Annotated in this window: 20 protein-coding genes and 1 tRNA gene; 5 read left to right on the top strand and 16 right to left on the bottom strand. The window is 53.2% G+C overall.

Annotated elements, in window-relative coordinates:
- Nucleotides 1-28: 28 nt before the first annotated feature.
- Both ABFI50_RS13590 and ABFI50_RS13585 read left to right on the top strand, forming a co-directional pair.
- Nucleotides 29-2,491 carry a CS1-pili formation C-terminal domain-containing protein gene (locus ABFI50_RS13590; protein WP_347484260.1) on the top strand — a complete coding sequence of 821 codons (2,463 nt, stop codon included), beginning with the start codon at nt 29-31 and terminating at the stop codon, nt 2,489-2,491.
- Nucleotides 2,492-2,540: 49 nt separating this feature from the next.
- The gene (locus ABFI50_RS13585) at nt 2,541-3,233 is read left to right on the top strand and encodes a response regulator transcription factor (RefSeq protein WP_052684084.1); all 693 of its coding nucleotides are present in this window, start codon (nt 2,541-2,543) and stop codon (nt 3,231-3,233) included.
- 492 nt (nt 3,234-3,725) lie between these two features.
- On the opposite strand, the gene ABFI50_RS13580 is transcribed toward ABFI50_RS13585, so the two are convergent.
- The 3 genes from ABFI50_RS13580 to proB form a co-directional block, all read right to left on the bottom strand.
- A tRNA-Thr gene (locus ABFI50_RS13580) sits at nt 3,726-3,801 on the bottom strand.
- 111 nt (nt 3,802-3,912) lie between these two features.
- Nucleotides 3,913-5,166, bottom strand: a complete 1,254-nt coding sequence (proA, locus tag ABFI50_RS13575; protein WP_047343780.1) for a glutamate-5-semialdehyde dehydrogenase — start codon at nt 5,164-5,166, stop codon at nt 3,913-3,915.
- Between the two features lie 11 nt (nt 5,167-5,177).
- On the bottom strand, nt 5,178-6,281 hold the full coding sequence (gene proB, locus ABFI50_RS13570; RefSeq protein WP_014882684.1) for a glutamate 5-kinase: 1,104 nt from the start codon (nt 6,279-6,281) through the stop codon (nt 5,178-5,180).
- Between the two features lie 305 nt (nt 6,282-6,586).
- Between proB and phoE the strand changes: the two genes are divergently transcribed.
- A complete protein-coding gene (gene phoE / locus ABFI50_RS13565) occupies nt 6,587-7,639 on the top strand; it encodes a phosphoporin PhoE (RefSeq protein ID WP_014882683.1) in 1,053 nt (350 codons plus the stop codon).
- A 113-nt stretch (nt 7,640-7,752) separates the two neighbouring features.
- On the opposite strand, the gene crl is transcribed toward phoE, so the two are convergent.
- The 3 genes from crl to gpt form a co-directional block, all read right to left on the bottom strand.
- On the bottom strand, nt 7,753-8,154 hold the full coding sequence (crl, locus tag ABFI50_RS13560) for a sigma factor-binding protein Crl (protein ID WP_014882682.1): 402 nt from the start codon (nt 8,152-8,154) through the stop codon (nt 7,753-7,755).
- 57 nt (nt 8,155-8,211) lie between these two features.
- Nucleotides 8,212-9,456, bottom strand: coding sequence for an esterase FrsA (gene frsA / locus ABFI50_RS13555; RefSeq protein WP_248216728.1), 1,245 nt, complete (start codon nt 9,454-9,456; stop codon nt 8,212-8,214).
- 104 nt (nt 9,457-9,560) lie between these two features.
- Complete coding sequence (gpt, locus tag ABFI50_RS13550) at nt 9,561-10,019, bottom strand: xanthine phosphoribosyltransferase (RefSeq protein WP_003863205.1); 459 nt, start codon at nt 10,017-10,019, stop codon at nt 9,561-9,563.
- A gap of 260 nt (nt 10,020-10,279) precedes the next feature.
- Between gpt and pepD the strand changes: the two genes are divergently transcribed.
- Nucleotides 10,280-11,737, top strand: coding sequence for a cytosol nonspecific dipeptidase (pepD, locus tag ABFI50_RS13545; protein ID WP_014882680.1), 1,458 nt, complete (start codon nt 10,280-10,282; stop codon nt 11,735-11,737).
- 55 nt (nt 11,738-11,792) lie between these two features.
- On the opposite strand, the gene dinB is transcribed toward pepD, so the two are convergent.
- The 8 genes from dinB to ABFI50_RS13505 all read right to left on the bottom strand — a co-directional run bounded on the left by dinB (nt 11,793) and on the right by ABFI50_RS13505 (nt 18,998).
- Nucleotides 11,793-12,851 carry a DNA polymerase IV gene (dinB, locus tag ABFI50_RS13540; RefSeq protein ID WP_014882679.1) on the bottom strand — a complete coding sequence of 353 codons (1,059 nt, stop codon included), beginning with the start codon at nt 12,849-12,851 and terminating at the stop codon, nt 11,793-11,795.
- A gap of 107 nt (nt 12,852-12,958) precedes the next feature.
- On the bottom strand, nt 12,959-13,159 hold the full coding sequence (gene nqrM / locus ABFI50_RS13535; RefSeq protein WP_014882678.1) for a (Na+)-NQR maturation NqrM: 201 nt from the start codon (nt 13,157-13,159) through the stop codon (nt 12,959-12,961).
- Nucleotides 13,160-13,161: 2 nt separating this feature from the next.
- Complete coding sequence (gene nqrF, locus ABFI50_RS13530) at nt 13,162-14,385, bottom strand: NADH:ubiquinone reductase (Na(+)-transporting) subunit F (RefSeq protein WP_014882677.1); 1,224 nt, start codon at nt 14,383-14,385, stop codon at nt 13,162-13,164.
- A 10-nt stretch (nt 14,386-14,395) separates the two neighbouring features.
- Nucleotides 14,396-14,992 carry an NADH:ubiquinone reductase (Na(+)-transporting) subunit E gene (nqrE, locus tag ABFI50_RS13525; protein ID WP_006810004.1) on the bottom strand — a complete coding sequence of 199 codons (597 nt, stop codon included), beginning with the start codon at nt 14,990-14,992 and terminating at the stop codon, nt 14,396-14,398.
- A gap of 6 nt (nt 14,993-14,998) precedes the next feature.
- Nucleotides 14,999-15,637, bottom strand: a complete 639-nt coding sequence (locus ABFI50_RS13520; RefSeq protein ID WP_014882676.1) for an NADH:ubiquinone reductase (Na(+)-transporting) subunit D — start codon at nt 15,635-15,637, stop codon at nt 14,999-15,001.
- A complete protein-coding gene (locus tag ABFI50_RS13515; RefSeq protein ID WP_014882675.1) occupies nt 15,630-16,424 on the bottom strand; it encodes a Na(+)-translocating NADH-quinone reductase subunit C in 795 nt (264 codons plus the stop codon). Before ABFI50_RS13515 ends, ABFI50_RS13520 begins: the two co-directional genes overlap by 8 nt.
- Nucleotides 16,417-17,652: an NADH:ubiquinone reductase (Na(+)-transporting) subunit B gene (locus ABFI50_RS13510; protein ID WP_014882674.1), complete on the bottom strand. Its 1,236-nt coding sequence runs from the start codon at nt 17,650-17,652 to the stop codon at nt 16,417-16,419. The genes ABFI50_RS13515 and ABFI50_RS13510 overlap by 8 nt, the downstream gene beginning before the upstream one ends.
- A 2-nt stretch (nt 17,653-17,654) precedes the next feature.
- The gene (locus tag ABFI50_RS13505) at nt 17,655-18,998 is read right to left on the bottom strand and encodes a Na(+)-translocating NADH-quinone reductase subunit A (protein WP_023332159.1); all 1,344 of its coding nucleotides are present in this window, start codon (nt 18,996-18,998) and stop codon (nt 17,655-17,657) included.
- Nucleotides 18,999-19,296: 298 nt separating this feature from the next.
- Between ABFI50_RS13505 and dpaA the strand changes: the two genes are divergently transcribed.
- The gene (gene dpaA / locus ABFI50_RS13500) at nt 19,297-20,037 is read left to right on the top strand and encodes a peptidoglycan meso-diaminopimelic acid protein amidase (protein WP_014882672.1); all 741 of its coding nucleotides are present in this window, start codon (nt 19,297-19,299) and stop codon (nt 20,035-20,037) included.
- Here the strand turns inward: dpaA and ABFI50_RS13495 are convergent.
- Nucleotides 20,008-20,775 (bottom strand): class II glutamine amidotransferase, encoded by a 768-nt coding sequence (locus ABFI50_RS13495; protein ID WP_014882671.1) that lies wholly within the window; start codon nt 20,773-20,775, stop codon nt 20,008-20,010. The two genes, dpaA and ABFI50_RS13495, sit on opposite strands and share 30 nt — an antisense overlap.
- Nucleotides 20,776-20,821: 46 nt before the next feature.
- A complete protein-coding gene (gene lpcA / locus ABFI50_RS13490) occupies nt 20,822-21,400 on the bottom strand; it encodes a D-sedoheptulose 7-phosphate isomerase (RefSeq protein WP_032637420.1) in 579 nt (192 codons plus the stop codon).
- Nucleotides 21,401-21,557: the final 157 nt, after the last annotated feature.

The raw sequence follows: 21,557 nt of genomic DNA, 5'->3' as shown, positions 1-21,557 counted from the left end.
CAGCGTCCTTTTTTTAACGGATAAAACCATGACGTTATTCTCAAAAAAAACTCTGACCATTGCGGTAATGATGTCGTTGATGTCGCTGCCGGTCACTGCATTCGCCATGGAAGATTTGAACACACAGGCAGAAAATTTGCCTGCAGATTTTAGTAGTCATTTCTTCGATGCGCCATTGCTGACCAAAGTTGAGCTGGATGGAGAGTATTTAGGTGACGCCATGGTTTTATTATCAAGGGATAACACCGTACAACTTATTAATTTCTCCCAATTCTCGGAAAGCAAATTATCATCACAAGTCCGTAATCGTTGGGCAAATACACTTAAACAGTCGAACAAGCTAGGGAAATGCGATAAAAATTGTGCAGACGGCTTAATTAGCCTTGATTACAGCTTGATCAACGCGGCGCTATATATCACCACCGATGCAGATAAAAATGCCCGGGGCGGCGTGCGTCACATTGCTCTGCCTGAAACCGGCAGTAGTGGATTGATACTGCGTAACCAGATGAATTTAGTTGGGGGTGAAATGCAGCCCTGGTCTGGTTATCAAAGCTTACAGGCGCAAGGCAGTATTGGGAACTGGACGGCACAGGCCAGTAGCCAGCTCAGCCGTAGTGATGTTGAGAATAGTCATACTGAGGCACGTGTAAGTTCGCTTTTTTTACAACGTGAACTACCGGGGAAATCAGTTAGAGCAGGTCTCTTTATGCCAGATAGCCAGGGAATTTTGCGCCAGCCGCAAATGCCCGGCAGCCAAAGTAGCCAAACATTGGTTGGCGTGATGGTTGGAAGTTCAGACACGTTATTAGAAACGTCGGGGCAGGCCAGCGTCTATCCGCTTTACGTCACTGCCAATCGAGACGCAATCGCTGAAATTTATCGCGATGGTGTGTTGATCAATAGCCAGCCGGTTAAACCGGGTATGCAACAACTCGATACTACGGTATTGCCCTCCGGCATTTACAGTGTTGAGGTGCGTATACTTGAATTGGGTAAAGAAATTAGCCGCAGCGAAGAAACAATTTACAAGCCCAATAGCTGGCGCAATCCCGAAAGTCGCTGGCAATACAATATATATGGAGGTGTCGAACAACAGCTGGGCAACAATCGTCTTAACGATAACAGTGGCAAAGAGGCATTGGGTGCTAGCGCTAACTATTTGTTGCATCCGCGTGTAATTGTAGGTGCTGCAGGACAACGTAATGCCAACGGGAACCAGGTGGGCGCTTCAACCGATATTCAGGCTGGGCAGAATGTCCGCCTTTATGGCAGCGTCGGCGTGAGCGACAGTCTGGGGTCGCGATTCGACACGCAGTTCAACTGGCAAATGCGACCACAAACCAGCTTAATGCTGAATCATAGCCAGAGCTGGTACGGCGAGGAAAACTCCTTTTGCGGTAACAAAAAGTGCCAAACCACTAAGCATCAATCCAGCGGGGCGACACTCAACCATCGACTCGATAATGGCGACTCGCTTTCGCTACGCGGCACGCATTACGAACGTGAAAAGAGCGTTGGGATAGATGCTAACTGGCGTACTCGTTTCACCGTTAAAGACACGCCAATCTCATTAACGCTAAACGGCTTTGATCGTCCTTATCGCCAAAGTGGGAGCACAAGAAATCGTGGAGCGAACCTTAATCTCAGCTTCGCCCTGGGCGGGAGTGGACGCAGCATAAACGCGACATTGGGCAGTCGTAATGATAACCGGGGTGAACGAGAAATGTTCGCTTCCGCGGGTATAAGCCAGTCCTTTGAACAAGGGAGCATTAAAAGCTTTTCGGCTGGGGTCACCGGCGATCGATATGGTCTGAGCGGCAATATTTATAGCGACTTCGCGCATCGCTACGCCAGCGGTTCGATATATGCGCAAAGTACCAGCAATAACAGCAAATTGAGTGGCGGTATCAACATGAGTAATACGCTTGCCGTTGGTGGCGGTAAGGTCTCAGCCAGCCATACCCCTGAATCATGGGCCAGTCACACCGGCATGATCATTGATGTTGAGAGTGACGATGCAGATGTCATCCTCAAAGCCTGGGATAGCATGGGAACCACCAGCACTTTACGTGCCGGTCGTAATTTCATTCCCGTGAATGCGTGGAAATCAGGTCAGATGCAAATTGATTTCATTGGTAAAGATGCGCCAGCACTCAAAGTCTGGCCAACGGAACTGCCTTATCACTTGAATAAAGGGGGGGTAGCAACCGCTAAAGTACGCGTAATGAAAACCGTCACGGTGATTGGTCGCGTGGTAGATATTAACGGAAATCCTTTGTCCGGTGCCAAATTAGTGAATCATGCCGGACATGGTATCTCTGAAGGGGATGGTTTTTTTGTCACTGATATGCATGAACATACGCCGGAACTGATCATTCATTCACGTAACGATCAGCAATGCAAAGTACATCTGGATGTCAATGCATTCAAGCGTGAAAATAATACGCTGATGGTCGGCGATCTGAGTTGTAAAAAGCAAAAGAGTTAAGCCTGCACGTGGAGACTTTTCAAAAATATTTATACAGGAAGCGGATCCCATGAATTTCAGCCGTTCTCAACCGTTGCGCATCATTATCCTTGACGATCAACCAATTTTTTTACGGGGCGTTCATAATCTCTTCCAGCATGAGTTTGATATTAAATTGTTGGGTAGTGTAAGTGATTGCACAGATCTGGATATATTCATTAATGATGCTGATATTTTGCTTATGGATTTTGCGCTTTTGCCGCAGAAAAAAAACGGAATCAACTTAATTAATTATTTGCATAAGCACCATCCAAATTTATATATTTTAGTGATGTCTTCGTTTTATTCTGCCAGCAGCGTCTCCATGGCATTGCGCAATGGCGCACGAGGGTTCATTCACAAGCAGGCGTCAGAAGCTGAAATGATTAATGCGGTAAAGGTGGTCGGTAGCGGCAATGTGTATCTGGAGCTGGAAATGGCGGTACTGCTGGCGCAATTACATTACGCTGAAATGCAGGCTTCTTCCAGACATGCGCCGCCAACGCAAGAAGCTTCGCGGGTTTCGCTCAGCAGTTTGTCGCCCAAAGTGCAGGAAGTCATACACGGCTTGCTGGAGGGAATGACTGTGAAAGAGATTGCACAAAAATATGGACGCAGTATTAAGACTATCAGCGGACAGAAACAGACCGGTATGCGCAAACTGGGGCTTAAATCGAATAGAGAACTTTATTTACTGCGCCATAATCTGGACTACAGCGCATAACAAACACAAGTCATTGACCGGCGGACTCAGCAATATTGCGAGCAAAAACAATTGAGTTGAATTGGCTAATGAAATGATATCAACATTATTTATTTGTCGAGTTTTTTTATTTTACAGACTTCATAATATTGGAGGTTAAAGCAGAAGAAGGAATTAGAGTAAACTATATAATAAATTGAAAATGAGTTAGTTTTCAAGTTACATCTTTATATATTCCCGAAAGCCATGCCACTCAAGCGCCACAGAATGAAACATATTATTGAGTGGTACATCCCGAATCTGCTTTTCTTCTTTCCTGGTAAAGGATGGGTCGATACCATCTGTCAGCTTATAGGCTTTCTCTCTGGGTTTAGCAGCGCCAGCCTGTCGCGTATTAAGTTTCAGTGAAGCTATAACCCTGGAACGAATATAAACCCGTTGATAACAGGAAATAAGATTACAGGACGGAAACAGCTTTGAGTTGTTTTCGGTAGACATGAGAAGAGTTTTGAGTGGTGCCGATAATAGGAGTCGAACCTACGACCTTCGCATTACGAATGCGCTGCTCTACCAACTGAGCTATATCGGCCCTGAGAGGCCGGTTACGAGTGTAACCACGGGGCAAAAGGTTAGATCTAACCGGGTGATGCGTCAATGCCCTTTTGAATCAAACGGCTATTTTTGCATCACCCGTGATTATTTACGCACGAATTGTATCGTCACCGAAGCCGATCCACTTGTACGTGGTCAGAGCTTCGAGGCCCATCGGACCGCGCGCGTGCAGTTTCTGCGTGCTGACCGCCACTTCTGCGCCAAGTCCAAACTGGCCACCGTCGGTGAAGCGCGTTGAGGCGTTGACATACACCGCAGAGGAGTCCACTTCGTTCACGAAGCGATCGGCATTGCGCAGCGTACGCGTCAGGATCGCGTCAGAATGCTGGGTACCATGCTCACGGATGTGGGCAATCGCGTCATCGAGATCGCTAACAATCTTCACGTTCAGATCCAGCGACAGGAACTCGTCATCGTACTGCTCCGCTTTGACTGGCACTACCTTAGCCGGGCCATCCTGGAGCAGTGCGAGCGCATTGGCATCCGCGTGCAGCGTTACGCCGCTCTCCGCCATCTGTTTGCTCAGCGCCGGGAGGAAGGTATTTGCAATACCCTGATGCACCAGCAGCGTTTCCACAGTGTTACAGGTACTTGGACGCTGAGTTTTGGCGTTAACGATAATCTTCAGCGCCGGGGCAATCTCTGCGCTGTCATCGACAACGATATGGCATACGCCGATACCGCCTGTAATGACCGGAATAGTGGACTGTTCACGGCACAGCTTGTGCAGACCTGCGCCACCGCGTGGGATCAGCATGTCGATGTATTTATCCATGCGCAGCATTTCGTTGACCAGCGCACGGTCTGGGCTCTCGATCGCCTGCACGGCTCCCGCCGGTAAGCCACACTCTTCCAGCGCCTGCTGAATGACGTTTACCGTCGCGGCGTTGGTGCGCCAGGTCTCTTTTCCGCCGCGCAGAATGGCAGCGTTACCGGTTTTCAGGCACAGAGAGGCGACGTCAACCGTCACGTTTGGACGGGCTTCATAAATCACACCAATGACGCCGAGCGGCACGCGGCGACGCTCCAGACGCAAACCGCTGTCAAGCAGCCCACCGTCAATCACCTGCCCTACCGGGTCAGCCAGATTACAAACCTGACGGACATCATCAGCGATACCTTTCAGGCGCGCCGGCGTCAGCGCCAGGCGGTCGAGCATCGCTTCGCTCAGGCCGTTTTCACGCGCCTCAGCTAAATCTTGTTCGTTGGCTCGCAGGATCTCAGCGGATTGCGATTCCAGATAATCAGCGATTTTTTCCAGCACGCGGTTTTTCTCACGGCTGGAAAGGAGCGCCAGTTTATAAGAGGCGGCCTTCGCGGCTGCGCCCATTTGTTCCAGCATGTTCTGGCTCCTTAACGAATAATCATGTCATCGCGGTGAACGGCAACCGGGCCATATTCATAGCCCAGAATGGCGTCGATCTGCTGCGAATGGTGGCCCGCAATGCGGCGCAGCGCGTCGCTGTTATAGCGGCTTACGCCATGGGCGATATCGCGACCTTCAAGGTTACGGATGCGGATCACTTCACCACGGGAGAAGTTGCCTGTCACGCTTTTAATTCCTTTAGGAAGCAATGAACTCCCTCGTTCCAGAATCGCCGCCGTCGCGCCTTCATCAACGGTGAGCTCACCAGCAGGAGGCGCGCCAAATATCCAGCGCTTGCGGTTTTCCAGCGGGGATTCCTGCGCGTGGAAGCGGGTGCCGACAGAGATGCCTTCCATCACGTCACCAATCACGCCCGGGCGGCTGCCCGCCGCAATAATGGTGTCGATACCGGCACGGCACGCCACGTCAGCAGCCTGCAGCTTGGTTCCCATGCCACCGGTTCCCAGCCCTGAAACGCTGTCACCGGCGATGGCACGCAGCGCATCGTCGATGCCATGAACGTCGGTGATCAGTTCGGCTTCCGGGTTGGAGCGCGGATCGGCGGTAAACAGCCCTTGCTGATCGGTCAGAAGCAGGAGTTTATCAGCTCCGGCCAGAATGGCGGCCAGCGCAGAGAGATTATCGTTATCCCCCACTTTGATTTCAGCGGTGGCAACGGCATCGTTTTCGTTGATGACGGGAACAATGTTGTTGTCCAGCAGCGCGCGCAGGGTGTCGCGCGCGTTCAGGAAGCGCTCTCTGTCTTCCATATCCGCGCGCGTCAGCAGCATCTGCCCGACGTGAATACCATAGATGGAGAACAGCTGTTCCCAGAGTTGAATGAGTCGGCTTTGTCCCACGGCGGCCAGCAGCTGTTTAGAGGCGATCGTCGCGGGGAGTTCGGGGTAACCCAGATGTTCACGCCCGGCGGCAATCGCCCCGGAAGTCACAATCACAATACGATGCCCTGCGGCATGCAGTTGAGCGCACTGACGTACAAGCTCAACAATGTGGGCGCGATTTAGGCGGCGCGATCCGCCTGTTAACACACTGGTACCGAGTTTTACCACCAGCGTCTGGCTGTCACTCATGATTCTCTGCCGTTCAACGATAAGGGAAAGTAATGTCGAACGAACGTTTTAACAGGAGTCAGCCCGGTTGCCAACTGCCTTAGTACATCACAAAGCACTTTGTTGCGCGGGATCAGGAAGCGTAGCGGCAAAATTTGACGGATTTATTACCGAAATAATAAATCACAGTTTTTTAAAATTATTCTTAGTTTGTCATAAAAGTTTCATTCCAGAACGATAAAACCCTTCCTGTTTTTTCACGGGACTTAAGCATGAGCTTATCGTCCAGCGAATTTTTTTAGCGCGTTTATAAGACAGGATCGAAAATGAAAAAGAGCACTCTGGCATTAGTGGTTATGGGCGTGGTGGCTTCTGCATCCGTTCACGCAGCTGAAGTTTATAATAAAAACGGTAATAAACTGGACGTGTACGGCAAAGTTAAAGCGATGCACTATATCAGCGATGATGACACCAAAGATGGTGACCAGACGTACGTTCGCTTCGGTTTTAAAGGTGAAACCCAGATTAACGATCAGCTGACGGGCTATGGCCGTTGGGAAGCTGAATTTGCCGGTAACAAAGCCGAAAGCGACTCTTCCCAGAAAACACGCCTGGCGTTTGCGGGTCTGAAACTGAAAGACTTTGGTTCCCTGGATTATGGTCGTAACCTGGGTGCCCTGTACGACGTCGAAGCGTGGACCGATATGTTCCCTGAGTTCGGCGGCGACTCTTCCGCACAGACCGACAACTTTATGACCAAGCGTGCCAGCGGTCTTGCAACCTACCGTAACACCGATTTCTTCGGTGCGATTGATGGCCTGGACATGACGCTGCAGTACCAGGGCAAAAACGAAAACCGTGACGCCAAAAAACAGAACGGTGACGGTTTCGGTACCTCTCTGACCTATGACTTCGGCGGCAGCGATTTCGCCGTCAGCGGCGCGTACACCAACTCTGACCGCACCAACGCGCAGAACCTGCTGGCGCGTGGTCAGGGCCAGAAAGCGGAAGCCTGGGCTACCGGTCTGAAATACGACGCGAACGATATTTATCTGGCGGCCATGTATTCCGAAACCCGCAATATGACGCCAATTTCCGGCGGCTTTGCTAATAAAGCGCAGAACTTTGAAGTTGTTGCACAATATCAGTTCGATTTCGGCCTGCGCCCGTCTCTGGGCTATGTCCAGTCTAAAGGCAAGGATATCGAAGGGATTGGTGACGAAGACCTGGTGAAATATATCGATGTCGGCGCGACCTATTACTTCAACAAAAATATGTCCGCATTTGTTGATTATAAAATCAACCAGATTGACGACGATAATAAACTGGGCGTAAGCAGCGATGATATTGTTGCGCTGGGTATGACGTACCAGTTCTAAGATTATCCGAATAAGAAAATCCCGGCAGATGTGCCGGGATTTTTTTTGCCCGAAATGAATGCGGTCTGATGCCCTCACCCCGGCCCTCTCCCACAGGGAGAGGGAGAAAAGCATTACGCGGTCAGCTTCACCGCTTCGCTGGAAAAGTTATCCGCGGGTTCGAACTTCAGCTCCAGAGAGGCCAGCAGTGCGCTCGCTTTGTCATGGAACTCTTTGAGGGTATATTCCAGGCGATCAATCACTTCCTGATCGTTGATGGTGGTGGCCTGCCAGTTGCCGTCTTTATTAAACAGGCCAAACTGGTAGCTATAGGTAAAACGTTTCTCCTCAGCTTCCATTTCCATCCACCAGCCCCAGAATTCACGTTTTTCGGGTGCAGGCTTCACGTTGACGCAAACAGCCAGGCAGTCGAAAAAAAAGCGATTCTCTTCACACTGCTCTTCTCGAATATACGGGCCGAGAGCCATAAATTTCTTAATCAGCCTACTTTTCGGGTGTCCACTCGGTAACGTCATTGCGATCTCCTTTTGTGAAGCCACTGTTTTACCAAACCAGCAAAATTTAGCAATCTATTAACACAATCTCTGAGCGATCCAGCGCGTAATCTCTTTCAGTGCTTTGTCGAAATTCTGATATACCGGGCTGAACGGCACCTCAAGCAATTTGCCATCCGCAGATGACGAAGTGATTAAGCGTGACTCTTCCTCCGGGCTGAACGGATCGTTTTTCCAGAAACCGGACAACATCGGCGTCGGGCAACGGCGTCCCAGCAAACCTTGCGTTTTTAACGAGTAACGATTGAGCTCAACGCGCAGCGCTTCATCTGATGCATCATGCATGCCAAGGCGGCTGGCCAGCACGTCAAGGTACATTTCCGGCACGCTGCCATGACGGGCAGGATCGCTAAGCAGGGCGTGGACTACCGGGCCCAGGCACGCGACGGCCTTCAGGCGCGATGATTCAAGGTAAGCCAGACGCACTGCGACGTTCGCCCCAAAGCGGAAGCCGAATGCCGCCACGCGGGTGTGGTCAACCCAAGGAATGTTTTCCAGCGCTTTTAGCGCATGCTGGTGCAGCAGACTGGAATCCTGAGTCAGCTTCCATTTGGATGAGAAACCAATTGAAGGCATATCAAGCGTCAACATCGCGATCCCTTTTGGTGCGAAGTAACGCTCATACAGGCTGTAATAGTCGATTTGCAGCGAATCCAGCCCGCCGCACATCAGGACGGTCGGGAACGGGCCGTCTCCTTCAGGCATATGAAGGAAGCCGGTGACGGGCGCACCGCCGGGAATGGTGAACTCCAGTTCGCGCATCTGGCCCGGAAGGCGCTGAGCCGCTTCTTCATAGGCTCGGTTTGCCAGCGCCTGAGCCTGCTCAGCCAGCTCATCACCTTTTAAATGCGGGTAGGCGGCAATGGCGTAGAGATTGGCTGCATGGAGCCAGTGCTTGCCGCTCCGCGTAGCATCTTCCTCCTGGCTGGCTTTTTGCTGCCAGAGCATCGCCTGTTTAGACCATTCATAGATCCAGTTGCCGCCGCGATAGCCGACCACCGTGTCGTAGAGTTCGCTGTCGGTGCGCTCCGACTCGCTCATGACGATACGCGCCTGCACATCCAGGATTTCACGCGGATCAATACCGCGCCAGATCCACATCAGGCGGTTAATCATGCGATACCAGTGGGGGACGTTTTTGCCGTCTAAGGCAGACTGGACGGCAGGCTGGATACCCGGATTGAACCGACGGACCAGCGTCGACGTTTCAGGGTGTTTGAAACGGGGTTTGAAGAGTGTCTCGGTGAGATTCGCCTGCGTCATTGCGTTGCCTCCATGGATACGTCATATAACGTCCATTGTAACGCGTGGCAGGATAAAAAGAACAACGCCCGACATAGCCAGGCGTGTAAAGTTACGTGCGGAAATTAACGGCCTGAAATAGGCGGTACAAAGACCACGCCCATATCCCATGGCTGTTCAATCCAGGTATCCTGAGGGATATCAATCACGTAATCGTCAACCAGTGGGCGACCCGCCGGTTTCGCGAAGATAGTGACGAAATGCGCTTTTGGATACATTTCGCGGATAGCCACCGCGGTACCACCGGTGTCCACCAGATCGTCGATGACGATAAAGCCTTCACCGTCGCCTTCAGCGCGTTTCAGCACTTTCAGCTCACGCTGGTTGTCGTGGTCATAGCTGGAGATGCAAACGGTATCGACATGACGAATACCCAGCTCACGTGCCAGCAGCGCCCCCGGTACCAGACCGCCACGGCTAACGGCAATAATGCCTTTCCACTGTTCGGAAGGCATCAGACGCGCAGCCAGTTTGCGGGCGTGAATCTGCAACATGTCCCAGGTGACGACGTATTTTTCGCTCATGTGAAGTGTCCCAGCCTGTTTTTATACGGCTTAAAAAGTGTTCGAGGGGGAAATAGGTTGCGCGAGATTATAGAGATCTGACGCACTAAAAACCAGTGTTTAGCGCCCTCTGCCTGAGTTTTTACATGCTTTATGCTACCAGCCCGCAGAGAAAGTGGTATTCTCAGTTGCATCTCGCAAGCCTGTCTTGTGGTAACTATTAACCTGCTAACCCTGTGACCTGCAACCTTGTTTGCAGAGCATCGACAAGGAGACTTATCGTGTCTGAACTGTCTCAATTATCTCCGCAGCCGCTGTGGGATATTTTTGCCAAAATCTGTTCCATTCCACACCCTTCCTACCATGAAGAACAGCTTGCCGAACATATTATGGGTTGGGCGAAGGAAAAAGGTCTGCACGCTGAGCGCGACCAGGTTGGTAACATTCTTATCCGTAAACCGGCCACCGCAGGCATGGAAAACCGCAAACCGGTTGTCCTGCAGGCGCACCTGGACATGGTGCCACAGAAAAACAACGACACCGTTCACGATTTCACTAAAGACCCGATCCAGCCCTACATCGACGGCGACTGGGTGAAAGCGCGCGGCACCACCCTGGGTGCAGATAACGGCATCGGCATGGCCTCTGCGCTGGCCGTGCTGGCGGATGACAGCGTTGAGCACGGTCCGCTGGAAGTGCTGCTGACCATGACCGAAGAAGCGGGCATGGACGGCGCATTCGGTCTGCAGGCGAACTGGCTGCAGGCTGATATCCTGATCAACACCGACTCCGAAGAAGAAGGTGAGATCTACATGGGCTGCGCGGGCGGGATTGATTTCATCTCTACCCTGCCACTGTCACGCGAAGCGGTGCCTGCAGGTTACCAAACCTTCAAGCTGACGCTGAAAGGGCTGAAAGGCGGCCACTCCGGCGGCGATATTCACCTGGGCCTGGGCAACGCCAACAAACTGCTGGCACGCTTCCTGGCGGGCCACGCGGCTGAGCTGGATCTGCGCCTGGTAGACTTCAACGGCGGTACCCTGCGCAACGCGATCCCACGCGAAGCCTTCGCCACCGTTGCAGTACCTGCAGCAAAAGCGGACGAGCTGAAAAAACTCTCCAGTGTCTACCTGGATATCCTGAAAAACGAACTGTCAGCGAAAGAGAAAAACCTGACCGTGGTGCTGGAGTCTGTTACTACCGACAAAGCCGCGCTGACCGTGCAGTCTCGTGACACCTTTGTTCAGTTGCTGAACGCGACGCCAAACGGCGTGATCCGCAACTCTGACGTGGCGAAAGGCGTGGTAGAAACCTCACTGAACGTGGGCGTGGTCACCATGAGCGACGACAGTGCAGAAATTATCTGCCTGATCCGTTCCCTGATCGACAGCGGTAAAGAGTACGTGGTGAGCATGCTGGAATCTCTGGGGACGCTGGCGGGTGCCAAAACCTCCGCTAAAGGCAGCTACCCGGGCTGGCAGCCGGATGCCAGTTCTCCGGTGATGGCGCTGGTGCGCGAAACCTATCAGCGTCTGTTCAACAGCACGCCGAACATTCAGGTGATCCACGCGGGTCTGGAGTGTGGTCTGTTCAAGAAACCGTATCCGAACATGGACATGGTCTCTATCGGGCCAACCATTACCGGGCCGCACTCGCCGGATGAGCAAGTTCATATCGAAAGCGTGGGCCATTACTGGACCCTGCTGACCGAGTTGCTGAAGGCGATTCCTGCTAAGTAATTCGTCGTCTGTTGCCCGGTGGCGCTACGCTTACCGGGCCGACGATTGGCGTAATCTACAATCCCAAAACCAACTGACGCTCTAACTGCGGATCCAGCAGTGTGACGTGCAGCCCCACCAGCCGTACTCCGCGCCCTGCCCGCCGTTCTTCCCATGCTTTTTTTGCCGTCGCGATAAGATCGTCTCTGTTCAGACGCGGCCAGACGTGCTCCTGCGTAGTCTGCTGGAAGTCGTTAAACTTGAGCTTCACGCCCTGCCGGGCGATGAGCAGATCGGGCTTAACCTTCGCTAAGCGCCTTTCCAGCTCAGGATAAAGCTGTTCAGTGATGATGAATTCACATTCGGACCAGTCGTGAATATCTTCCATCAGCGTGCGTTCAACACCAACCGATTTACGCAACCGCTCGCTGCTTACGCTGCGTTCATCAATGCCCTGACTGCGTTCCCACAGCACGCGACCAAACTTTCCGAAACGCTTGAGTAGCATAGCCAGATCGCTTCGCTGCACATCTTCGCAGGTGCGTAATCCCATACTTTCCAGCTTCGCGGCGGAGACTTTGCCTACGCCGGGGATTTTGCCAAGCGGAAGCGTTTTCAAAAACGCAGGCACCTCTTCGGGGGTGATGACGTACTGACCGTTGGGTTTATTTAAATCGGAGGCGATTTTAGCGAGAAATTTTACCGGCGCGACGCCTGCCGATGCGGTGAGATTCAGCTCGTTGAAAATGGTCTGGCGGATCTCCTGCGCCATCAGGGTGGCGGAGCCGTGACAGTGAAGGCTGTCGGTGACGTCAAGATAGGCTTCGTCCAGGGATAGCGGCTCAATCAGTGAGGTATAGCGGGAGAAGATTTCCCGTATATGGTTCGACGCTTCTTTATAGGCTTCAAATCGCCCAGGCAAAAGGGTGAGGTGCGGGCAGAGTTTTAACGCCATCGCCGTCGGCATGGCGCTGCGCACGCCAAATTTGCGCGCAGGGTAGTTGGCGGTGCTGATCACCCCACGCTGTACGCGGCTGCCGCCAATGGCGATGGGGATATCCCGCAGCGCCGGGTTGTCACGCATCTCCACTGCGGCAAAAAAGCAGTCCATATCGACATGGATTATTTTGCGCATAGTAAGCCCTCACTCATCACTGGATAAGTATACAGTAAACAAATGAGGGTTGAGAAGTGTACGTGGGAATTGTCGGGTGGCAGCTTCGCCTTACCCGACTAACAAGACTAAATAATGCGCTGCTGTTCGCGGGCCATTCTTTTTTTCCGCGCATCGCACGGTTCCGGGCAGTCGCAGACCTTTTCCATTCCGAGAGAAGAGATCCCGCCGCAGCTGCCCTGAATGCTTTTACGCTTGATGATCCAGCCTAATGACATGCCGAATACCACCAGCACAAACACCGCAAAGGTCGCCAGAAAGGTCAACATGATCAGCCTCCGAAATCATCAAGGAGGATGTTCTCATCTTCCACGCCGAGATCTTTCAGCATCTTGATCACAGCGGCGTTCATCATTGGCGGACCACACATGTAGAACTCGCAGTCTTCTGGTGCCGGGTGCTGTTTGAGGTAATTTTCATAGAGCACGTTGTGGATGAAGCCCGTATAGCCTGTCCAGTTATCTTCCGGCTGCGGGTCGGAAAGCGCCACGTGGAAGGTAAAGTTAGGGTTCTCACGCGCCAGCTGTTCGAACTCATCGTCATAGAACATTTCGCGCAGGGAACGTGCCCCATACCAGAAGCTGATCTTACGCGTGCTCCCAAGACGCTTGAGCTGGTCAAAGATGTGTGAGCGCATTGGCGCCATACCCGCGCCCCCGCCGATAAAGACCATTTCTGCGTCGGTATCTTTGGCAAAGAACTCCCCGAACGGACCGGAGATGGTGACTTTGTCGCCAGGCTTGAGGGACCAGATGTACGACGACATCACGCCCGGCGGGGCATGTGGCACGTTTGGCGGCGGGGTGGCGATACGCACGTTGAGCATAATGATGCCCTTCTCTTCCGGGTAGTTAGCCATGGAATAGGCGCGAAGCGCGGGCTCTTTGACCTCGGAAACAAAGCGGAAGAGATTAAATTTATCCCAGTCGGCACGGTACTCTTCAGGCACGTCGAAGTCGGCATACGCCACGGTGTGTGCCGGACAATCAATCTGGATATAGCCACCCGCACGGAACGGGACGCTCTCCCCTTCAGGCACACGCAGCTTAAGCTCTTTAATGAAGGTGGCTTTGTTATCGTTAGAGATAACCTCGCACTCCCATTTTTTCACGCCGAAGATCTCTTCCGGCAGCTCAATCTTCATGTTCTGACGCACCGCGACCTGGCATGCCAGACGACAACCCTCTTTCGCTTCACGTTTCGTAATATGCGACAGTTCTGTGGGCAGAATATCACCGCCCCCCTCTTTCACCGTCACACGGCACTGCCCGCATGAGCCGCCGCCACCGCAGGCTGACGAGACAAAGATCCCGTTGCCGGAGAGCGTATTAAGCAGTTTATCCCCTGCCGGGGTACGGATCTGATTCTGGGGATCGTCATTGATATCAATGACCACATCACCGGAATTGACCAGCTTCGCGCGCGCCGCCAGAATCAGCCCTGAGAGCACCAGTACTATCAGCGTGAACATCACCACGCCAAGAATAATTTCCATCTTTTAGCCCTTATAGCTGCACACCGGAGAAGGACATAAAGCCCAACGCCATCAGGCCGGTGGTGATAAAGGTGATCCCTAAGCCACGCAGCCCGGCAGGGACGTTGGCATATTTCATTTTTTCGCGGATCCCCGCCATGGTAACAATCGCCAGCATCCAGCCGATACCGGATCCAAAGCCATACACCACGGATTCACTGAAGTTGTAATCACGCTGAACCATGAATGAGACGCCACCAAAGATGGCACAGTTTACGGCGATGAGCGGCAGGAAGATCCCCAGCGCGTTGTACAGCGACGGGAAATACTTATCGAGGATCATCTCCAGGATTTGCACCAGCGCCGCAATTACCCCGATAAAGGTGATGAAGTTCAGGAAGCTGAGATCAATCCCCTCCACCAGCGCACTGTCCCGCAGCACAAAGTTGAACACCAGGTTGTTAATCGGAACGGAAAGCCCCAACACCACGGTGACCGCCACGCCCAGACCAAATGCCGTCGAGACCTTTTTGGAAACGGCAAGGAACGTACACATGCCCAGGAAGAAGGCGAGCGCCATGTTTTCAACAAACACCGCGCGCACAAATAAACTCAGGTAATGAGCCATTGTCGGTTACTCCTTTTCCTGCTGTTCGGGCTTCAACGTACGAATCAGCCAGATCAGCAAACCGATAATGAAAAATGCGCTTGGGGCCAGCAGGAACAGTCCGTTTGGCAGATACCAGCCGCCGTTCTGTACCGTGTCCAGCACCGTGATGCCAAACAGCTTGCCGCTGCCAATAAGCTCGCGCAGGAAACCGACCGTCAGCAGGATCACGCCGTAGCCCAGACCGTTGCCGATCCCATCCATAAAGCTCGCCAGCGGCGGCATTTTCATGGCGTAGGCTTCAGCGCGCCCCATCACGATACAGTTGGTGATAATCAGGCCGACAAACACCGAAAGCTGCTTCGAGGTTTCATAAGCAAACGCGCGCAGCAGCTGATCAACGACGATCACCAGCGAAGCGATGATCGCCATCTGGACGATGATCCTTACGCTGTTGGGTATGTGGTGGCGGATCATTGAGATAAACATGCTGGAGAACGCTGTCACCAGCGTAACTGCCAGCGTCATCACTACCGCCGTTTCCAGTTTGGTCGTTACCGCCAGGGCAGAGCAGACGCCCAGCACCTGCAGCGTTATCGGGTTATTGGCTAAAAGTGGGCCAATCAGCACCTTTTTAACTTCTTTCAGTTCACCCGTATCAGCCATTGTTTAGCGCTCCCTCACGTACATTTTTCAGGAAGGGACCAAAGCCCAGTTCACCCATCCAGAAATCAAAACTGTGCTGCACCCCGTTAGAGGTGAGCGTGGCCCCGGAAAGGCCGTCAACGGCGAAGTCATCACCGGGACGCGCGCCCCCTTTCACCACCTTAAGCGCAGGCTGACCGTTATCGTCGAGTACTTTTTTACCGACAAACTGCGCACGCCAGTTAGGGTTCTCAACTTCGCCACCCAGCCCCGGCGTTTCGCCCTGATCATAATAAGTAATGCCTTTGACCGTGCGGCCATCGGTGTCCAGCGCCACAAAGGCGTACATCATTGACCACAAGCCGTTACCATAGATGGGTAAAACCACTTCCTGCACGCGTTTTTGCTCGTCACGAACGAGATAAATCTCCGCAATATTGCTGCGGCGCTTAATCCCTGCCGGATCCTGAGAGGCATCAAGCGAAGTGCTCATCTGCGGATCTTTCAGCGCCAGCGCCTGGTTATATTTCGCCGGGTCTTTATCCATCAGTTCACCGGTTTTTAAATTCACCAGCCGTGCGGTAATGCGTTCAGCAAACACGGCTGAGACGTCGTCCTTCGTCATGCCTTCCTGCATCAGCCCGGCCACGGCCAGGATGTTACGCTGTTTATCCAGCGCCCGTTGCTCCTGCTGCAGCGGTTTTAACCCGACGGCAGAACCGGCGACGACAATGGAACAGACCAGGCAAAGCACCAGAACCACCAGCAATGTTTTGCTGATGCTGTCGTTATTTTTGACTTCAGCCACGCGCCTTCCTCCGCTTAATGTTGGCGCGCACGACCAGATAGTCGAACAGCGGCGCAAACAGATTGGCAAACAGAATGGCCAACATCATCCCTTCCGGATAGGCCGGGTTGACCACGCGAATCAATACACACATCACCCCAATGAGTGCGCCGTAACACCATTTACCTCTGTCGGTAAACGAGGCCGAGACGGGATCGGTGGCCATGAACATCATGCCAAACGCAAAACCGCCCAGCACAAGGTGCCAGTACCACGGCATAGAAAACATCGGGTTCGTGTTTGAACCAATGAGATTGAACAGGGTGGCAGTAAGCACCATCCCGAGCATCACGCCTGCGACGATGCGCCAGGAGGCCACGCGACCAAAGAGAATGATCGCCCCACCGAGCAAAATCATCAGGGTAGACACTTCCCCGATGGAGCCCGGGATGTTGCCAATAAACGCATCAAACCAGGTCACCGGCTGGCCGGTCGCATTATTGACCAGCGTTTCACCGCCGCCTGCCGCCCACTGGGAAAGGGGTGTCGCACCGGAGAAACCGTCCGCAGCCGTCCACACCAGGTCACCTGAGATCTGCGCCGGGTAGGCAAAGAACAGGAACGCACGCCCCGCCAGCGCCGGGTTCAGGAAGTTACGCCCGGTCCCGCCGAAGATCTCTTTGGCAATCACGACGCCAAAGCTTATCCCCAGCGCCGCCTGCCAGAGTGGCAGCGTAGGTGGCACAATCAGCGCAAACAGGATAGAGGTAACAAAGAAGCCCTCGTTAATCTCGTGTTTGCGGATGATGGCGAACAGCACTTCCCAGAAACCGCCCACGATAAAGACAGTCATATAAATCGGCAGGAAGAATACCGCCCCCAGCGTCATCATGCTGAGCCAGCCCGCGTCCGCCGCGAAGCTCACGCCTAACGACTGTGCCAGGCGGTAGTGCCAGTCAGACTGAATGACCTGCGCCAGCTGCTGCGCATCATAGAGATGATGCAGCGCCGGAATGGTTTGCAGCCCCACGTTGTACATGCCCCAGAACATAGCCGGGAAGACCGCAAACCACACCAGGATCATCATGCGTTTCAGGTCGATGGCATCGCGAACGTGCGCCGCCCCTTTCGTCACCAGACCCGGCGTGTAGAAAATGGTCGTCGTCGCTTCGTACAGCGGGTAGTACTTCTTCAGTTTACCCTCGGTAAAATGCGGCTCTATTTTTTCAAAGAGGTGTTTTAAGCCCATCGTTATCCTTCCTGCTCAATGCGGGTTAACACCTCGCGCAATACGGGTCCATATTCGTATTTACCTGGACACACATAGGTACACAGCGCCAAATCTTCTTCATCCAGCTCGAGACAGCCCAGCGCCTGCGCGCCGTCGGTATCACCGGCAAGGAGATCGCGCAGCAGCACGGTGGGCAGAATGTCCAGCGGCATCACGCGTTCGTAGTTGCCAATCGGGACCATTGCGCGCTCCCCGCCGTTCGTGCTGGTGGAGAAATTAAAGAGCTTATGACGCAGGAAGTGACCCAGCGTAGTGCGGGTCACGGAGTATTTCTCTGCACCCGGCAGCACCCAGCCGAACAGCTCTTTCTCACGCCCTTCCTGCACAACGCTCACCTGAAGATGGAAACGGCCCAGATACGCATGCGCATCAACTGCACGGCGCCCACTGAGTACTGAACCGGAAATCAGGCGGTTTTCACCCTCTTTCGTTTCCCCGGAAAGCAGGTCATTAAGATCGGCTCCCAGAAGCGTTTTTACCAGGCGCGGGTTTGCAGCCTGCGGACCGCCGATAGCGATGACCCGTTCAGCGCAGAGAACGCCAGTGGTAAAGAGCTTACCAATGGCAATGACGTCCTGATAATTAAGATGCCAGACCTGTTTTTTCAGACTCACCGGCTCAAGGAAGTGAATATGGGTGCCGACCAGCCCAGCCGGATGTGGACCCGAAAATTCATTAAACGTGACCTGCCCCTGCGGATGGCCGCCAAGCTTGCCACCGCCGGCCTGGCAGACGTGAACTTTTCCGGGCGTCAGGCGCGTTAAAACCGTCAGCCCGGCATCGAAGGCTTTACGCTGCGCCAGAATAACGGGCTGCGGGTCTGCGCTGAGCGGGTTGGTGTCGATGGCCGTCACGAATATGGCAGCCGGGGCCGTATCAGGAGCGGGGGATTTGCTGAAAGGACGCGTGCGAAGTGCCGTCCACAAACCGGATGCCAGCAGTTGAGCCTGCACAGTTTCCCGACTAAGCGACGCGAGTTCTGCGGCGTCGTAATGGGCAAACTCACGCTGTTCATCGCCTTCAATGCGGATCACCACCGACTGAAGGACACGGCGCTCGCCACGATTGATCGCCACAACGGTGCCGCTGGCGGGAGCTGTGAACAGCACGCCGGGATTTTTTTTATCCTCAAAGAGCGCCTGCCCTTTGATAACGCGATCGCCTTCCTGAACCAGCATCGAGGGACGCATTCCCAGATAATCGTCGCCTACGATGGCGACATGACGGACACTTGCACCGGGCGAAACGTGCTGCTCGGGCACGCCTGCAATCGGCAGATTAAGTCCTTTTTTTATTTTAAACATGTGGTTAGCAGGTTTCCATAAACAACAATCCAGTGGGCGCGAAGTGTACCATTTTCCCCTTCTCACGGGCAGGGGATCCGCCTGCGGGTGCGCCAAATTGCGAGCTAATACGCAAAGTTCCTGGAGCCAGCGTGATTTTGATGGTTTATAAAGTAAAACTAATTTGTAAACTCATCGCCCGACTCTTGCGAAAATCTATAGCGGTGCTAATGTGAGCGCTCCTAACAGAATAATCTGATTTCGGGTCTCTTTTGCCGCCCTGGCAAGTTGGTCTACGTTTTATCAAGGAACTTGTAGTATGCGTAAAATCGCATTGTTCATTGCGATGCTTCTGATTCCGTGCATGTCGTTTGCCGGGCTGCTCAGCAGCAACAGCTCCACGACGCCGATCAGCAAAGAATATAAACAGCAGTTAATGGGATCGCCGGTTTATATTCAAATCTTCAAGGAAGAACGCACGCTCGATCTATTTGTGAAAATGGGCGAGACATATCAGCTGCTTGATAGCTACAAAATTTGTAATTACTCCGGCGGGCTGGGGCCAAAACAGCGCCAGGGTGATTTTAAAAGTCCGGAAGGGTTTTATAACGTTCAGCGTAGCCAGCTCAAACCGGACAGCCGCTTCTATAAAGCCATTAACATCGGTTTCCCCAATGCCTATGACCGTGCTCACGGTTATGAAGGGAAATACCTGATGATCCACGGTGCCTGCGTGTCTATCGGCTGTTATGCGATGACCGATGCCGGCATTGATGAAATTTTCCAGTTCGTAACAGGCGCGCTGGTGTTCGGGCAGCCTAACGTTCAGGTCAGCATTTATCCGTTCCGTATGACGGATGCCAACATGGCCCGCCATAAGTACTCCTATTACGCCGATTTCTGGAAACAGCTGAAGCCGGGTTACGACTACTTTGAGCAGACCCACAAGCCGCCTGTGGTTTCTATCGTAGATGGCCGTTACGTGGTCAGCAAACCGCTGAGCCACGAAGTCGTCCATCCACAGCTGGCGTCAAATTACACGGTCCCCGAGACAAAATAGCACCCACTCGCCTGGCATGATCTTTTGCCAGGCTTCGTTGCCCGTCAGCGGCTGCGTCGCAATGACTGTGACCACATCGTTCGGTGTGGTCTCTTTCTGAAAGTCTATCTCCACATCCTGATCGAGCAGCTTTGCAACGCCAAACGGCGCACGGCGCGTGATCCAGAACAGGTTCGTCGAACAGAACGCCATGACATAGCGTCCGTCTGACAGCAGCATGTTAAACACGCCTTTTTCACGTAGCTCGGATGCCAGCGTCGCGATGTATTTAAACACGGCGGTCATGTTGCCGGGCGTACGAGGATAACGTTCCGTCAGCTTGTGCAGTAGCCAGCAGAAGGCTTTTTCGCTATCCGTTTCGCCGACCGGGCGGAAATTCCCCGTCTCCAGCGACTTATAGCCCGTCAGTTGCCCGTTGTGCGCGTAGGTCCAGTTTCGCCCCCACAGTTCACGGGTAAACGGATGGGTATTTTCCAGCGCCACTTCGCCGCGGTTAGCCTGACGGATGTGCGCAATCACCGAGCGGGACTTGATGGGATAGTCCTGCACCAGTTTGGCAATCGGTGAGTTATAGCTGGGCTGTGGATCTTTGAACGTGCGACACCCTTTGCCTTCGTAGAAGGTAATGCCCCAGCCGTCTTTATGCGGCCCGGTTCCTCCACCGCGCTGCACCAGCCCGGTGAAACTAAAGCAGATATCGGTTGGCACATTGGCGCTCATCCCGAGCAGTTCGCACATACATCACCTCCACAACAGCGGGGGCAAGAGTGCCCCCAGCGAAGTCTTACTTAGCCATCTCTTTTTCGATCAGCTGGATCAGGATATGGATCACTTTGATGTGAATTTCCTGAACGCGGTCAGCATAACCAAAGTGCGGAACGCGAATTTCGATATCCGCGGTACCGTCCATCTTACCGCCATCTTTACCGGTCAGGGTGATGACTTTCATCCCTTTTTCACGCGCGGCAGCGATCGCTTTGATCACGTTAGCGGAGTTACCGGAGGTCGAAATGCCCAGCAGCACGTCGCCTTCACGACCTACCGCTTCAACGTAGCGGGAAAAGATGTGGTCGTAACCGAAGTCATTGCCTACGCAGGAGATGTGGCTGACGTCGGAAATCGCAATCGCCGGGTAGCCCGGACGGTTTTCGCGATAGCGTCCGGTCAGCTCTTCTGCAAAGTGCATGGCATCACAGTGGGAACCACCGTTACCGCAGGAGAGCACTTTGCCGCCCGCTTTAAAGCTGTCGGCCAGCAGGACCGCCGCGCGCTGAATAGCGTGAATGTTGGCATCATCTTTCAGAAAGTTAGCCAGCGTTTCCGCCGCTTCGTTCAGTTCGTTACGAATAAGATCCTGGTACATGAGGATAATCCTTCAGTATTGATGAAATAACACAGTGGAGTGTACCGGATAGCGGGAAAAGCGAGAAGCTAAAGCCATGCGAATCCTCCGGCGTTTTGCTTTTTCGTGCCGGCGAAAACACGAACAATGTGAGCCCGGTTGTAATTATTTTGTAAAC

The sequence above is a fragment of the Enterobacter sp. HNDS-6 genome (genome assembly GCF_039850505.1).
GTDB classification, from domain to species: domain Bacteria; phylum Pseudomonadota; class Gammaproteobacteria; order Enterobacterales; family Enterobacteriaceae; genus Enterobacter; species Enterobacter kobei.
The sequence above is the reverse complement of the archived record's forward strand: the minus strand, read 5'-3'. Positions and strand labels throughout refer to the sequence as shown.